Origin of the sequence: Nonomuraea sp. SBT364 (assembly GCF_001083785.1) — a bacterium.
Taxonomy (GTDB): domain Bacteria; phylum Actinomycetota; class Actinomycetes; order Streptosporangiales; family Streptosporangiaceae; genus Nonomuraea.
The window spans coordinates 1-14821 of record NZ_LAVL01000188.1 but is presented as its reverse complement, the minus strand read 5'-3'; the positions used below and the strand labels follow the sequence as shown (position 1 = coordinate 14821).

Annotated in this window: 12 protein-coding genes; 4 read left to right on the top strand and 8 right to left on the bottom strand. The window is 72.0% G+C overall.

Translation table 11 applies throughout. From position 1 onward, the window contains the following. Nucleotides 1–272 precede the first annotated feature (272 nt). From pyrF to pyrR, 8 genes are read right to left on the bottom strand one after another with little or no spacing between them, the layout of a single operon-like run. Entirely contained in the window at nucleotides 273–971 is a 699-nt protein-coding gene (pyrF, locus tag ADY59_RS41415; RefSeq protein WP_049574942.1) for an orotidine-5'-phosphate decarboxylase, read from the bottom strand. After that, nucleotides 968–1945, bottom strand: a complete 978-nt coding sequence (locus ADY59_RS41410) for a dihydroorotate dehydrogenase (protein WP_049574941.1) — start codon at nucleotides 1943–1945, stop codon at nucleotides 968–970. The genes pyrF and ADY59_RS41410 overlap by 4 nt, the downstream gene beginning before the upstream one ends. Before the next feature lie 11 nt (nucleotides 1946–1956). Continuing rightward, nucleotides 1957–2823, bottom strand: a complete 867-nt coding sequence (locus ADY59_RS41405; RefSeq protein WP_049574939.1) for a dihydroorotate dehydrogenase electron transfer subunit — start codon at nucleotides 2821–2823, stop codon at nucleotides 1957–1959. 22 nt (nucleotides 2824–2845) lie between these two features. Further along, entirely contained in the window at nucleotides 2846–6133 is a 3288-nt protein-coding gene (carB, locus tag ADY59_RS41400) for a carbamoyl-phosphate synthase large subunit (protein WP_049574935.1), read from the bottom strand. Beyond that, the gene (gene carA, locus ADY59_RS41395; RefSeq protein ID WP_049574932.1) at nucleotides 6120–7226 is read right to left on the bottom strand and encodes a glutamine-hydrolyzing carbamoyl-phosphate synthase small subunit; all 1107 of its coding nucleotides are present in this window, start codon (nucleotides 7224–7226) and stop codon (nucleotides 6120–6122) included. The genes carB and carA overlap by 14 nt, the downstream gene beginning before the upstream one ends. Then, nucleotides 7223–8551 (bottom strand): dihydroorotase, encoded by a 1329-nt coding sequence (locus ADY59_RS41390; RefSeq protein ID WP_049574929.1) that lies wholly within the window; start codon nucleotides 8549–8551, stop codon nucleotides 7223–7225. The genes carA and ADY59_RS41390 overlap by 4 nt, the downstream gene beginning before the upstream one ends. Continuing rightward, nucleotides 8548–9465 (bottom strand): aspartate carbamoyltransferase catalytic subunit, encoded by a 918-nt coding sequence (locus tag ADY59_RS41385; RefSeq protein ID WP_049574927.1) that lies wholly within the window; start codon nucleotides 9463–9465, stop codon nucleotides 8548–8550. Before ADY59_RS41385 ends, ADY59_RS41390 begins: the two co-directional genes overlap by 4 nt. Further along, nucleotides 9462–10007 (bottom strand): bifunctional pyr operon transcriptional regulator/uracil phosphoribosyltransferase PyrR, encoded by a 546-nt coding sequence (gene pyrR, locus ADY59_RS41380; protein WP_049574924.1) that lies wholly within the window; start codon nucleotides 10005–10007, stop codon nucleotides 9462–9464. The genes ADY59_RS41385 and pyrR overlap by 4 nt, the downstream gene beginning before the upstream one ends. Nucleotides 10008–10142: 135 nt before the next feature. Between pyrR and ADY59_RS41375 the strand changes: the two genes are divergently transcribed. The 4 genes from ADY59_RS41375 (at nucleotide 10143) to bldD (ending at nucleotide 14504) form a co-directional block, all read left to right on the top strand. Beyond that, nucleotides 10143–11387 (top strand): arginine deiminase, encoded by a 1245-nt coding sequence (locus ADY59_RS41375; RefSeq protein ID WP_049574921.1) that lies wholly within the window; start codon nucleotides 10143–10145, stop codon nucleotides 11385–11387. An 8-nt stretch (nucleotides 11388–11395) separates the two neighbouring features. After that, nucleotides 11396–12817: an amino acid permease gene (locus ADY59_RS41370; protein WP_197094093.1), complete on the top strand. Its 1422-nt coding sequence runs from the start codon at nucleotides 11396–11398 to the stop codon at nucleotides 12815–12817. Continuing rightward, nucleotides 12817–13683 (top strand): universal stress protein, encoded by an 867-nt coding sequence (locus ADY59_RS41365; RefSeq protein WP_049574919.1) that lies wholly within the window; start codon nucleotides 12817–12819, stop codon nucleotides 13681–13683. Before ADY59_RS41370 ends, ADY59_RS41365 begins: the two co-directional genes overlap by 1 nt. 326 nt (nucleotides 13684–14009) lie before the next feature. Then, a complete protein-coding gene (bldD, locus tag ADY59_RS41360) occupies nucleotides 14010–14504 on the top strand; it encodes a transcriptional regulator BldD (RefSeq protein ID WP_049574916.1) in 495 nt (164 codons plus the stop codon). Nucleotides 14505–14821 lie beyond the last annotated feature (317 nt).

Genomic DNA, 14821 nt, shown 5'->3' with positions numbered 1-14821 from the left:
CCCCCTGACGGCCCACCGCCGCCCGGAAGCGCGTGAAGGCCCACAGAGGCCTGCGACGCCGTACGGGGACGCCGCCCTGCGACGCGGGCCATCCCGTCGACCGGCGCGGCGAGCAGGCGGCGCCGATCGGCACAAGCGACGCGGACGGCCCCGGCGCGGGCCTTTGGGGGCGGCGCGGCGCAGGGCACGTCGGGCGGTGGGCGGCGTGAGGCGGCCGGGGGCGGCCGGGCCATGCACGGCGGCCCGTAGCGGGTCATGGCCGCCGGGGAGCGTCAGGAGGGGCCGGAGCGGCGCAGGGAGGCGGCGATGGCGGCGGCCGCCGCGCCCGGGTCCGGGGAGCCGGTGATGGGGCGGCCGATGACCAGGAGGTCGGCCCCGTCGGCCAGGGCCTGCTCCGGGGTCGCCACGCGGACCTGGTCCTGGCTGGCCGAGCCGGCCGGCCGGACGCCGGGGGTGATGAGCGTGACGCCCTCCCCCACCTCGGCCCGTACGGTGGCGACCTCGTGCGGGGAGCAGACCAGGGCCGTGGCGCCGGCCTCGACCGAGAGGGCGGCAAGGCGGCGGACGGCGTCGTCGGCGGGGCCGGCGAGGCCGATGCGGGCCAGGTCGTCCTCCGACAGGGAGGTCAGGACGGTGACGGCGGCGATCTGGGTGCGGGGCGCGGCCTCGACGGCCGCCTTGATCATGGCGGGCCCGCCCGCGGCGTGCACGGTGAGGATGGCGGGCCGCAGCCGGGAGACGGCCCTGGCGGCCCCCGAGACGGTGTTGGGGATGTCGTGCAGCTTGAGGTCGAGGAAGACCCGCACCCCGCTGGCCCCGCGGACGGAGGCGATCACGTCGGGCCCGTAGCGCATGTAGAGCTCCAGGCCCACCTTGACGGTGCTGACGTGCGGGGTCACCAGCCCGGCCCATCTGGCGGCGGTCTCCAGGTCGGGGGCGTCGAGGGCGACGGCGATGGGGGCGGCGGTCAAGGCGTGCTCTCCTCGGTGTCGACGAGCAGGTGCCGGGGCGCGCTGCCCGGCGGACGGTGGGCCAGGCCGACGGCGTCGGCCAGCCGCTGGAAGCCGCGCGCCCGGAGCAGGTCCTCGAGCTCGCGCTCGATGCGCAGGCACGCGTACGGGTCGTGGAACAGGGCGGTGCCGACGCCGACGGCGCAGGCGCCCGCCAGGATGAGCTGGAAGGCGTCCTGGCCGCTCATCACGCCGCCGACGCCCACGATGGGGACGCCGGGCAGGGCGGCGTGCACCTGCCACACGCAGCGCACGGCCAGGGGCAGGATGGCGGGGCCGGACAGCCCTCCGGTGACGGCGGCCAGCGAGGGCCGCAGCGCCTCGGTGTCGATGGTCATGCCCAGCGGGTTGTTGATCATGGACAGGGCGTCGGCCCCGGCGTCGACGCTCGCGCGGGCGACGGAGACGATGTCGGCCACGTCGGGGGCCAGCTTGGCCACCACGGGAACGTCGTAGCGCATGATGGACCGCACCGAGGCGATCACCTCGGCGGCGGCGCTGCCCTCGCGGGCGAAGACGCGGCCCCGGTCCTCCATGTTGGGGCACGACAGGTTGACCTCCAGGGCGGTGACCCCGGGCGCGTCGGCCAGCCTGCGGGCCAGCTCCGAATACTCGGCCACGGTGCCGCCGCCGATGGAGACGATGGTCTTGATGCCGCGCTGGGCGAGCCAGGGCAGCTCGCGTTCGAGGAAGGCGTCGATGCCCGGCCCCTGCAGGCCGACGGCGTTGAGCATGCCGGAGGGCGTCTCGGCCATCCGGGGCGTGGGCCGTCCGGCGCGCGGCGCCATGGTGATCGAGCGCGTGGTGAGCGCCCCCAGCCGGTGCAGGTCGAAGAACTGGGCCAGCTCCCGCCCGGAGGCGGCGCAGCCGGCGGCCGTGGTGACGGGGTTCGCCAGCTCCACATGCGCCAGGAATGTACGCATATCAACCGACATATCGTTACCCCTCAGCCGGCATGGCGAGCACCGCCCCCCGGGGCGCCGAGGGCGTCGAACGGGATCGTTCCCACGTCCTCGAAGCGCACCCGTTCCCCCCGGAACACCGGCCCCTCCGCGCACGCCCGGACCATCCGGGTGACGCCGTCGTCGCCGATGACCGGCAGCACGCACGTCATGCAGACGCCGATGCCGCACGCCATCGCCTCCTCCACCGCCACCTGCACCGGGATGTCGAACTCCATCGCCACGGCCGTGACCGCCCGCAGCGACTCCATCGGCCCGCAGGCGTAGACGGCGTCCGCGTGCGTGTCGGCGATCACCGACGGCAGCGCGTCGGTGACCCGGCCGCGCACGCCGAGCGAGCCGTCCTCGGTGGTGAGCGTGGTGGTCTCGGCCATCCGCCGGGCCCGCATCGCGCCGAACACGCGGTCGGCGCTGGCCGCGCCGAGCACGAAGTCGACCCGGCAGCCGCGCTCAAGCAGCGCGTCGGCCAGCGGGAACAGCACGGCCGAGCCGTACTCGGCGCCGACCAGCACGCAGTGCACCGGATCGCGCGGCAGCGGGAACGGCCGGCCGAGCGGGCCGACCAGGTCCAGCGTGTCGCGGGCGCGCCGCTCCGCCAGCCACGCGGTGCCCGGGCCGCGCACGGTGAAGACCAGCTCCACCGTGCCGCCGTAGTCGGACTTGACGTCGTGGATGGACAGGGCGCGCCTGGTCACCATGGACGTGTTGACGCCCCCGGCCGCGACGGAGACGAAGTGGCCGGGGCGGTAGCGCTCGGCGATGCCGGGCGCCACCACGGTCAGCGCATGGTAGGCGTCGACCCGGCGCGTCGTCAGCACCGTGCCCGTCACCTGCACCGGAGTGCCGGCCAGTCTCCTTCACCTCCTGCGGGAGCTAGCCCCGTAGTGCCTGCGCGTGCTCCTGGAGGGACCGTACGCCGATGTCGCCCCGCACGATCGCCTGGATGCCCGCCGCGGCGGCGGCGAGCCCCGAGACGGTGGTGATGCACGGGATGCCGCGCAGCACCGCCGCGGTGCGGATCTCGTAGCCGTCGAGGCGCGGCCCGGACTGGCCGGGGCTGCCGAACGGCGTGTTGACGATCAGGTCGATCTCGCCGTCGAGGACGCACTGCACGATGGTGGGCTCACCTCCGGGACCGGTCCCCTCGCTGTGCTTTCGCACGATCTTGGCATGGACGCCGTTGCGGCGCAGCACCTCGGCCGTGCCCTCGGTGGCGAGGATCTCGAACCCGAGGTCGGCGAGCGCCTTCACCGGGAAGATCATCGCACGCTTGTCGCGGTTGGCCACGGATACGAACGCGCGTCCCTTCGTCGGGAGCTCGCCGTAGGCCGCGGCCTGGGACTTGGCGAAGGCCGTGCCGAAGAACGCGTCGATGCCCATGACCTCGCCCGTCGAGCGCATCTCGGGGCCCAGCACGATGTCGACGCCGCGGAACCGGTTGAACGGCAGCACCGCCTCCTTGACCGCGATGGAGGCGTCCAGCGGCAGCGTGCCGCCGTCGCCGGTGGCCGGCAGCATGCCCTCGGCGCGCAACTCGGCGAGCGTGGCGCCGAGCATGACCCGGGCCGCCGCCTTGGCCAGCGGCACCGCGGTCGCCTTGGACACGAACGGCACCGTACGGCTGGCGCGCGGGTTGGCCTCCAGGACGTACAGGACGCCGGCCGACATCGCGTACTGGACGTTGAGCAGCCCGCGCACGCCGACGCCCGCGGCGATGGCCTCGGTGGCGGCGCGGATGCGCTTGATGTCGTTGCTGCCGAGCGTGATGGGCGGCAGCGCGCACGCCGAGTCGCCGGAGTGGATCCCGGCCTCCTCGATGTGCTCCATGACGCCGCCCAGGTAGAGCTCGGCGCCGTCGTAGAGGGCGTCGACGTCGATCTCGATGGCCTCGTCGAGGAACTTGTCGACCAGCACCGGGTGGCCGCCCTCCTGGGCCGCCATGTAGGTGGCGAGCGTCTCGTCGTCGTAGACGATGGCCATGCCGGCGCCGCCGAGCACGTACGAGGGCCGCACGAGCACCGGGTAGCCGATCTCCTCGGCGACGGCCAGCGCCTCGGCGACCGTGGTGGCGGTGCCGTGCCTGGGCGCGGGCAGCCCGGCCTCGGCGAGCACCCGGCCGAACGCGCCGCGCTCCTCGGCCAGGTGGATCGACTCGGGCGAGGTGCCCACGACGGGCACGCCCGCGTCCTTGAGCGCCTGCGCGAGCCCGAGCGGCGTCTGGCCGCCGAGCTGCACGATGACGCCCGCGACCGGGCCGGTCTGCTGCTCGGCGTGCACGACCTCCAGGACGTCCTCCAGCGTGAGCGGCTCGAAGTAGAGCCGGTCGGAGGTGTCGTAGTCGGTCGAGACGGTCTCCGGGTTGCAGTTGACCATGACGGTCTCGAACCCGGCCCTGGACAGCTCGAACGAGGCGTGCACGCACGCGTAGTCGAACTCGATGCCCTGCCCGATGCGGTTGGGGCCGGAGCCGAGGATGATCACCTTGTCCCGTTCGCCCTCGGGGACCTCGCTCTCCTCGTCGTAGGCGGAGTAGAGGTAGGGCGTCCTGGCGGCGAACTCGGCGGCGCAGGTGTCGACCGTGTTGTAGACCGGGCGCACGCCCAGCGCGTGGCGCAGGTCGCGCACCCGGGCCTCGTCGATGCCGCGGATCTCGCCGATCTGCACGTCGCTGAAGCCGTGGCGCTTGGCCCGCTCCAGCACCCCGGCGGTCAGCTCGTCGGCCCCGGCGAGCTCGCGGGCCTCCTCGTCGATCAGGAAGAGCTGGTCGAGGAACCACGGGTCGACGCTGGTGGCCTCGAACAGCTCCGCGGCCGTGGCGCCCGCCCTGATGGCCTGCTGCATGGTGCGCAGCCGGCCGTCGTGCGGGGTGCGGCACTCCTCCAGCAGCTCCTCCTTGGACGGCACCTCGCCGGCCCAGGAGAAGGCGGAGTCCTTCTTCTCCAGCGACCGCAGCGCCTTCTGCAGCGCCTCGGGGAAGGAACGGCCGATGGCCATGGCCTCGCCCACGGACTTCATGTGCGTGGTGAGCGTGCGGTCGGCGCCGCGGAACTTCTCGAAGGCGAAGCGCGGCACCTTGACGACGATGTAGTCGAGGGTCGGCTCGAAGGAGGCCGGGGTCTCCTTGGTGATGTCGTTGGGGATCTCGTCGAGCGTGTAGCCGATGGCCAGCTTGGCGGCGATCTTGGCGATCGGGAAGCCGGTGGCCTTGGAGGCGAGCGCCGACGAGCGGGACACGCGCGGGTTCATCTCGATGACGATCATGCGGCCGGTGGCCGGGTCGACCGCGAACTGGATGTTGCAGCCGCCGGTGTCGACGCCGACCTCGCGGATGACCGCGATGGCCACGTCGCGCATGTTCTGGTACTCGCGGTCGGTGAGGGTGAGCGCGGGCGCGACGGTGACGCTGTCGCCGGTGTGCACGCCCATCGGGTCGATGTTCTCGATCGAGCAGACGATGACGACGTTGTCGGCCTTGTCGCGCATCACCTCCAGCTCGTACTCCTTCCAGCCGAGGATGGACTCCTCCAGGAGCACCTCGGTGGTCGGCGAGGCGTCGAGCCCGGCCCCGGCGATGCGCCGCAGGTCGCTCTCGTCGTAGGCGAAGCCGGAGCCGACGCCGCCCATGGTGAACGACGGCCGCACCACCAGCGGGTAGCCGAGCTCGCCGGCGCCCGCCAGCACCTCGTCCATCGTGTGGCAGATGACCGAGCGGGCCGATTCGGCGTTGAGCCCGTGCTCGCGCGCGACCTTGGCGACGATCTCCTTGAACTTCTCACGGTTCTCGCCGGCCTGGATGGCGTCGAAGTCGGCGCCGATCAGCTCGACGTCGTAGCGCTCCAGCACGCCCGCCTCGTGCAGCGCGACCGCCGTGTTGAGCGCGGTCTGGCCGCCGAGCGTGGGCAGCAGCGCGTCGGGCCGCTCCTTGGCGATGATCTTCTCGACGTATTCGGGGGTGATCGGCTCGACGTAGGTGGCGTCGGCGAACTCCGGGTCCGTCATGATCGTGGCCGGGTTGCTGTTGACCAGGATGACCCGGAAGCCCTCGGCCCGCAGCACGCGGCACGCCTGGGTGCCGGAGTAGTCGAACTCGCACGCCTGCCCGATGACGATCGGCCCGGAGCCGATCACCAGGACGGAGCTGATGTCCTCACGCTTGGGCACGACGCATGACCTCACAGAACTCGTCGAACAGGTAGGCCGCGTCGTGCGGCCCGGCGGCGGCCTCGGGGTGGTACTGCACGCTGAAGGCGCGCCCGTCGAGCAGGCGCAGCCCTTCCACGCAGCGGTCGTTGAGATTGACGTGGCTGACCTCGGCCGGCCCGTACGGGGTGTCGAACGGGCCGTCGAGCGGCGCCTCGACGGCGAAGCCGTGGTTGTGCGCGGAGATCTCCACCTTGCCGGTGCGCACGTCCTGGACGGGCTGGTTGACGCCCCGGTGGCCGTAGCGCAGCTTGTAGGTGGACAGGCCCAGGGCGCGGCCGAAGATCTGGTTGCCGAAGCAGATGCCGAAGAACGGCACCCCGGCCTCCAGGACCTTCCGCAGCGGCGTGACGTCCACGGTGGCCGGGTCGCCCGGCCCGTTGGACAGGAACACCCCGTCCGGCCCGACGGCCATGATCTGCTCGAACGTGGCGCCGGCGGGCAGCACGTGCACCTCGCAGCCGCGCTCGGCCATCCGGTGCGGCGTCATGCCCTTGATGCCCAGATCCACGGCGGCGACGGTGTAGCGCTTGTCCCCGATGGCCGGGACCACGTACGGCTCGGTCGTGGCGACCTCGGCCGACAGGTCGGCGCCCTGCATGCCGGGCGAGCGCCGGACGCGCTCGACGAGCTCCTCGACCGGCGCGGACGGCGCGGTGAAGATGCCGGCCCGCATGGCGCCGCGCTCGCGCAGGTGGCGGGTGAGCGCCCGGGTGCCGGGGATGGCGATGCCGACGACGCCCTGGTCCTTCAGGTAGTCGTCGAGCGAGCGGGTGGCCCGCCAGCTAGACACCACCCGGGACGGCTCGCGCACCACGTAGCCGGCGACCCAGACGCGGCCCGACTCGGGGTCCTCGTCGTTGACGCCGGTGTTGCCGATGTGCGGGGCCGTCATGGCGACGATCTGGCGGTGGTAGGAGGGATCGGTGAGGGTCTCCTGGTAGCCGGTCATGCCGGTGTTGAAGACCATCTCGCCGAAGGTCTCGCCTTCGGCGCCGTAGGGGGTTCCGTGGAAGACGCGGCCGTCTTCCAGGACGAGTAGCGCGTTGGTCACGCCAGCTTCCCTTCGAGAACGGTGGGCTTGCCCCTCAGGAACGTCGCCACGACCCGGCCGGGCAGGGTCATGCCCGCGTACGGGGTGTTGCGGCTCTTCGACGCGAACGCGGAGGGGTCCACCTCGGTGCGGACGGACGGGTCGTACAGGGTGATGTTGGCCGGCGAGCCCGCCTCGATCGGCCGGCCGTGCCCCGGCAGGCGGCCGATCCGCGCGGGCGCGGCCGACATGCGCTCGGCGACGCCCGCCCAGTCGAGCAGGCCGGTGTCGACCATGGCCTCCTGCACCACGCTGAGCGCCGTCTCCAGGCCGACCATGCCCATGGCGGCGGCCGACCACTCGGTCTCCTTGTCCTCCACCGGGTGGGGGGCGTGGTCGGTGGCGACGATGTCGATGGTGCCGTCGGCCAGCGCCGCGCGCAGCGCCTCGACGTCGGCGCGGGTACGCAGCGGCGGGTTGACCTTGTAGATGGGGTTGTAGGCGCCGGCCGGCGACTCCTCGACGAGGTCGTCGGTGAGCAGCAGGTGGTGCGGGGTCACCTCGGCGGTGACGTTCCAGCCCTTGGACTTGGCCCAGCGCAGGATCTCGACCGAACCCGCCGTGGAGACGTGGCAGACGTGCAGGCGGGAGCCGACGTGCGCGGCCAGCAGGCAGTCGCGGGCGATGACCGCCTCCTCGGCGACGGCCGGCCAGCCGGTCAGGCCGAGCCTGCCGGAGACGACGCCCTCGTTCATCTGGGCGCCCTCGGTGAGCCTGGGCTCCTGGGCGTGCTGGGCGACGACGCCGTCGAACGCCTTGACGTACTCCAGGGCGCGGCGCATCAGCACGGCGTCGCTGACGCACTTGCCGTCGTCGGAGAAGACGCGGACGCGGGCGGCGGAGTCGGCCATCGCGCCGAGCTCGGCGAGCTGACGGCCGTCGAGGCCGACGGTGACGGCGCCGACCGGCTGCACGTCGCACAGCCCGTACTCGCGGCCGAGCCGCCAGACCTGCTCCACGACTCCGGCGGTGTCGGCGACGGGCGAGGTGTTGGCCATGGCGTGCACGGCGGTGTAGCCGCCGCGGGCGGCCGACTGGGTGCCGGTGAGCACGGTCTCGGCGTCCTCGCGGCCCGGCTCGCGCAGGTGGGTGTGCAGGTCGACGAGGCCGGGCAGCGCGATGGCGCCCCGCCCGTCGATCACCTCGTGCACCGCTTCGTCCCCGCGGGAGCGGGCGCCGGTCGCATCGGCCGCGGGCCCGGCGGGAGTGATCTCGGTGACCACCCCGCCCTCCACACGGATGTCGACCGGCTCCCCGCCGAGAATCCTGACGTTGTGAATGATCACGCGATCTCCCCCCCGAGGAGCAGGTACAGCACGGCCATGCGGATGGTCACCCCGTTGGCGACCTGCTCGACGATGGTCGAGCGCGGCGAGTCGGCCACCTCTGCGGCGATCTCCATGCCCCGGTTCATCGGCCCGGGGTGCATGACGATGGCGTCGTCCGGCAGCTTGGCGAAGCGGTCGCGGTCGAGGCCGTAGCGCCGCGAGTATTCGCGCTCGCTCGGGAAGTAGGCGGCGTTCATCCGCTCCTTCTGCACCCGCAGCATCATCACCGCGTCGGACTTGGGCAGCACCCCGTCGAGGTCGTAGGAGACCGAGCACGGCCAGGTGTCGACCGAGACCGGCAGCAGCGTCGGCGGGGCCACCAGCGTGACCTCGGCGCCGAGCGTGTGCAGCAGCAGCACGTTGGAGCGGGCGACCCGGCTGTGCAGCACGTCGCCGACGATGGTGATGCGGCGCCCGTCGAGCGCGCCGAGGCGGCGGCGCATCGAGAAGGCGTCGAGCAGCGCCTGGGTGGGGTGCTCGTGGGTGCCGTCGCCGGCGTTGACCACGCTGCCGTGCACCCAGTTGGCCAGCCGGTGCGGCGCGCCGGACGAGCCGTGCCGGATGACGACGGCGTCGGCGCCCATCGCCTCCAGCGTCAGCGCGGTGTCCTTGAGCGACTCGCCCTTGGAGACGCTCGACCCCTTGGCGGAGAAGTTGATCACGTCGGCGGACAGCCGCTTGGCCGCCGCCTCGAAGGAGATGCGGGTGCGGGTGGAGTCCTCGAAGAACAGGTTGACCACCGTGCGCCCGCGCAGCGTGGGCAGCTTCTTGATGGAACGTTCCGAGACCCTCGCCAGCTCCTCGGCGGTGTCGAGGATGAGCAGGGCGTCGTCGCGGCTGAGGTCGCCGGCGGAGATGAGGTGGCGCTTCATCTGGCCTCCTCCTTCATGAGCAGGACCGCGTCACGCCCGTCGATCTCCTGCAGGAAGACCTTGACCTTCTCGCTCTTGGCGGTGGGCAGGTTCTTGCCGACGTAGTCGGCGCGGATGGGCAGCTCGCGGTGACCGCGGTCGACGAGCGTGGCGAGCTGGACGGCGGTGGGCCGGCCCAGGTCGTTGAGCGCGTCGAGGGCGGCGCGGACGGTGCGGCCGGAGTAGAGGACGTCGTCGACCAGGACGACGGTCCGGCCGTCGACGCCGTCGGCGGGCAGCTCGGTGCGGCCGAGCGGGCGGACCGGGCCGCTGCGCAGGTCGTCGCGGTACATGGTGATGTCGATCGAGCCGACGGGGATCTTCAGCCCTTCGAACTGCTCGATGCGGTCGCCGAGCCTGCGGGCCAGCGTCGCGCCGCGGGTCGGGATGCCCAGAAGGACGACCTCGTCGGCGCCCTTGGTTCGTTCGAGGATCTCGTGCGCGATGCGCGTGAGCGCCCGATGGATGTCCGGGCCTTCGAGAACGGCCCTGGATTCGGACATGAGGGATTCACCACCTTTCCCGCCTCACGGGACGGGTCTTAAAGGATGCTGGTCGGCACACACAGTACCAGGCGGCTACCAGCGACAACGGCGGGGGATGGGTACACCGGGGACGATTGCGGGGATAGAGGGAAGATGACATTTCACGTCGATTCGGAGGTGGGCCGGCTCCATCAGGTCCTGTTGCACCGGCCGGAGCTGTCGCTGAAGAGGCTGACACCGTCGAACAAGGACGCGTTCCTCTTCGACGACGTGCTGTGGGTGCAGCGGGCCGTGGAGGAGCACCGCGAGTTCGAGCAGGTGCTGCGCGGCCGGGGCATCGTCGTGCACCTGCTGTCGGACCTGCTCGGCGAGACGGTGGAGATCCCCGAGGCGCGCAAGCACATATTGGACGCCGTCGTGGACGAGCGCTGGCTGGGCCCGGTGGCGGTCGACGACATCCGCAACGCGCTCGACGCGATGGACGCCGGCACGCTGTCGACGTACCTGACCGGCGGCATCACCCGCGGCGAGCTGGCCGCGCTGGGCTGCGAGCCCCGGTCGGTGGCCTTCCACACGCTGGGCGAGGACGACTTCATCCTGCCGCCGCTGCCCAACCACCTGTTCACCCGCGACACCTCCTGCTGGGTGTACGACGGCGTGTCCATCAACGCCATGAAGAAGAAGGCGCGGATGCGCGAGACGGTGAACATGGAGGCGATCTACCAGTTCCACCCGAAGTTCGCCGACGGCTTCGACCGGCCCGGCCGGGGCGGCTTCCACGTGTGGATGCCGGGGCACGCGGTGGCCCCCGCCACGCTGGAGGGCGGCGACGTGCTCGTCATCGGGCGCGGCGCGGTGCTCGTCGGGATGAGCGAGCGCACCCAGCCGCAGGCCGTCGAGATGCTCGCGCGCAACCTCTTCAGGGCCGGCTCGGCCCGCCGGATCGTGGCGCTCAACATGCCGAAGGCCCGCGCGTTCATGCACCTCGACACCGTCATGACCATGCTGGACGAGGGCGTGTTCACCAAGTACGCCGGGCTCGGCATGCTGCCCGCGTACACCATCGAGCCCGGCCGCAACGACAAGGAGCTGCTGGTCACCGACCATCCGCCGCAGGACATGCACGCCGCCATCGCGCACGCGCTCGACCGGCCGGAGATCACCGTGCTGACGCCGACGCAGGACGTCTCCGCCGCCGAGCGCGAGCAGTGGGACGACGGCTGCAACGGCCTGGCCGTCGAGCCCGGCGTCGTCGTCGCCTACGAGCGCAACACCACGACCAACAACTACCTGCGCGACAACGGCATCGAGGTCATCACCATCCGGGGCAGCGAGCTCGGCCGGGGCCGCGGCGGGCCGCGCTGCATGAGCTGCCCGCTCGAACGCGACGGCATCTGAGGCCCGACGTGTCACTGACCCGCAACCTGCTGCGCACCAAGCCGGCCGAGCGCATCGTCGCCGAAGGCGGCCGGGGCGAGGGCGGCGAGCTGCGCCGCACCATGTCGCTGTGGCAGCTCACGCTCTTCAGCGTCGGCGCCACGCTGGGCACCGGCATCTTCGTCATCCTCGGCCAGGCCGTGCCCAAGGCCGGCCCGGCGGTCGTGCTGGCGTTCGTGCTGGCGGCGATCACCGCCCTGTTCTCCGCGCTGTCGTACGCCGAGCTGGCCGGGACCATCCCGGTGTCCGGCTCGTCCTACTCCTACGCGTACGCGACCATGGGCGAGCTCGTGGCGTGGGTCTGCGGCTGGTGCCTCATGCTGGAGTACGCCGTCTCGGTCGCCGCCGTGGCGGTGGGCTGGGGCGAATACCTCAACGCGTTCCTGTACGGCCTGTCCGGCTGGACCCTGCCCGACGCCGTCACCCGCTCCCCCGGCCAGGAGGGCGGCGTCGTCAACGTCACCGCGATCCTCATCGTGATGATGGCCACCTGGCTGCTGCTGCGCGGCTCGTCCGAGAGCGCCACGGCCAACACGGTGTTCGTGCTCATCAAGATCGCCGTGCTGGTGTTCTTCTGCGCGGTGGCCTTCACCGGCTTCCAGGCGGGCAACTTCACCCCGTTCGCGCCGATGGGCGTCGCCGGGGTGACGGCGGCCGCGTCCCAGGTGTTCTTCTCCTACATCGGCTTCGACGCCGCCTCCACCGCCGGTGAGGAGGCCAGGAACCCCAAGCGCGACCTGCCGCTGGCCATCGTGCTGTCGCTGGCCGTCGTAACGATCCTGTACGTGCTGGTCGCGCTGGCCGCCATCGGCGCCATGCCGTGGACGGACTTCGACCCCGACAGCACCGAGGCCAGCCTGTCGCTCATCGCCGACCTGGCCACCGGCTCCACCTGGGCGGGGCTCGTCGTCTCGTTCGGCGCGGTGATCGCCATCGCCAGCGTGGTCCTCACCGTCATGTACGGCCAGACCCGCATCCTGTTCGCCATGTCACGCGACGGGCTCGTGCCGCGGATCTTCCAGCGGGTCAACCCGCGCCGCCAGGTGCCGGTCGCCAACACGCTCATCGTCACGCTGTTCATCTCGGTGCTGGCCGGGCTCGTCCCGCTCGGCCAGCTCGCCGAGGCGACCAGCATCGGCACCCTGTTCGCGTTCGCCATCGTCAACGCCGGGGTGCTGGTGCTCCGCTACCGCCGTCCCGACCTGCCGCGCAGCTTCCGCGTCCCGCTGTTCCCGGTCACGCCCGTGCTCGGCGTCGTCTTCTGCGTCCTGGTGATGGCCGGCCTGGCCGGCATCACCTGGGTGGCGTTCGGCCTGTGGATGCTGGCCGGGCTCGTCTGTTACTTCCTGTACGGCTACCGCCACTCGCGGTTGAACGCCGAGGTGCCCTGATGACGTTCGAGAGCGTGCTGACCGGCTTCATCCCGGAGGCCCGGGGGCGCGACGGGCTGGCGCTGGCCGTACTCCTCGCCCGGCAGTCCGGTGCGCGCCTGACGGTCGCCACCGTCAAGCCGCCCGCCTGGGGGACTCCCGGACCGGCGCGCGCCGACGCCGGCGCGTGGGCGGCGTACCTGGAGGAGCAGGCCGCCGCCACCCTCGGCCAGGCGCGCGCGCTGGCCGGTGAGGACGCCGGCTACCTCGCCCACACCCACAAGGGCAGCGGGCGCGGGCTGGTGGAGCTGGCGCGCAAGCGATCGGCGGACGTGGTCGTCATCGGGTCGGCGCCCGGCGGCGGCAAGGACCGGATCGCCCTGGGCAGCACCGCCGACCAGCTCCTGCACGCCTCGGCGGTCCCGGTGCTGCTGGCCCCGCGCGGCTACGCCGACGAGCCGCCCGCCGCGCTGGAGCGCCTCACCGTCGCCTACCGGCGCGGCCCCGGCGCGGACGCCGCCGTCAAGCGCGCCGCCGCCATCGCCGCCGGCCTGGACCTGCCGCTGCGCCTGGTCACGCTGGTGCTCAGGAGCGGCCGGCCGGCCAGGGCGGAGGAGGAGATGCTGGCCCGCCTGCGCGACCAGGCCGCCGCCGACCTGAAGTCGGCCGCCCGGGGCCACCGCCGGCGCACCCAGGTGGAGGTGGAGATCCTGGAGGGCCGAGGCGTCGCCCAGGCCATGCGCGCGGGCTCCTGGCTTCCCGGGGAGCTGATCATCTGCGCTTCCAGCGACTCCGGCCCGCTCAGGCGCGTCTTCCTCGGCGACACCAGCCTCAAGATCGTACGGGCGGCGACCAGGCCGGTCATGATCCTGACACGTCAGCCCTGATCTCTTTCCACCCGGTGCCGAAACCTGGCGCGTTACTCGGCAAACTATGACGAAGTAGTGTTACTACCGGGACATGAGGGGCTTAAGTGGCGTTCCATACCGGATCGGATTCGGCATCTTTTTTCCAATCAGCTTGACCTTAGGCGTCCACCCCTTTACCGTCACTGAGCGTAACCAACACCGCGCGGCGTTCCCGGGGCGAGCCCGGGGGCCACGGCCACCCCATGGCGCCGGACCCGGCACCGTACCCCCGGTGGCTCAGGCATTCGCCGCAAGGGAGCACAATCTACTGAGAGCTATAGATACGAGAGCCGGGGGGCCACACAATGCCGTCTGAGTACGCAAAGTCGCTGGGTGCACGACTCCGCGCCATCCGCACCCAGCAGGGCCTGTCCCTGCACGGAGTCGAAGAGAAGTCGCGCGGCAGGTGGAAAGCCGTGGTCGTGGGCTCGTACGAGCGTGGCGACCGCGCCGTGACCGTGCAGAAGCTTGCCGAGCTTGCCGACTTCTACGGGGTGCCCGTCTCGGAGCTGCTGCCGGGCGGCGCCGCGCCGAGCCCGCTCGGGCCGACGCCCAAGCTTGTCATCGACCTGGAGCGCCTTGCCACCCTGCCCAAGGAGAAGGCCGGCGCCCTCGCCCGCTACGCCGCCACGATCCAGAGCCAGCGTGGCGACTACAACGGCAAGGTCCTGTCGATCCGCCAGGAGGACCTGCGCTCCCTTGCGGTGATCTACGACAAGTCGCCGACCGAGCTGACGGAAGAGCTCATCAGCTGGGGCGTCCTCGACGCCGAGGCCCGGCGCGCGGTCGAGTCCTTCTGATCGCACCGCTTCCCCAGGGGCGCCCGCAACCCACGGTGCGCCCCTTTTTCACGCCCATTTACAGACACACACGGTCCCATTCAAGGACAAATCCAACAAAGCCCCCATACTTGCCGCCGTTTCCGGCCGAAGTGGCGCCATACGCCGCTCACCCAAACGGGAGCCCCGCCCGCAGCCGCAGCCCACGAAACACGGCTCGCGAACGATGAACCAGCACGAGCCGGAACGGCGGACCGGCACAGGCGGACCGGCACAGGCGGACCGGCACAGGCGGACCGGGGCGTACGGCGAGGTGGCCCGGGGGTCCGGGTCGGGGC

Coding starts and splice junctions, on each gene's coding strand:
- pyrR (WP_049574924.1), bottom strand. CDS start 10,007: ATGTCCGAATCCAGGGCCGTTCTCGAAGGCCCGGACATCCATCGGGCG.
- ADY59_RS41365 (WP_049574919.1), top strand. CDS start 12,817: ATGACGTTCGAGAGCGTGCTGACCGGCTTCATCCCGGAGGCCCGGGGG.
- ADY59_RS41385 (WP_049574927.1), bottom strand. CDS start 9,465: ATGAAGCGCCACCTCATCTCCGCCGGCGACCTCAGCCGCGACGACGCC.
- ADY59_RS41410 (WP_049574941.1), bottom strand. CDS start 1,945: ATGTCGGTTGATATGCGTACATTCCTGGCGCATGTGGAGCTGGCGAAC.
- bldD (WP_049574916.1), top strand. CDS start 14,010: ATGCCGTCTGAGTACGCAAAGTCGCTGGGTGCACGACTCCGCGCCATC.
- ADY59_RS41375 (WP_049574921.1), top strand. CDS start 10,143: ATGACATTTCACGTCGATTCGGAGGTGGGCCGGCTCCATCAGGTCCTG.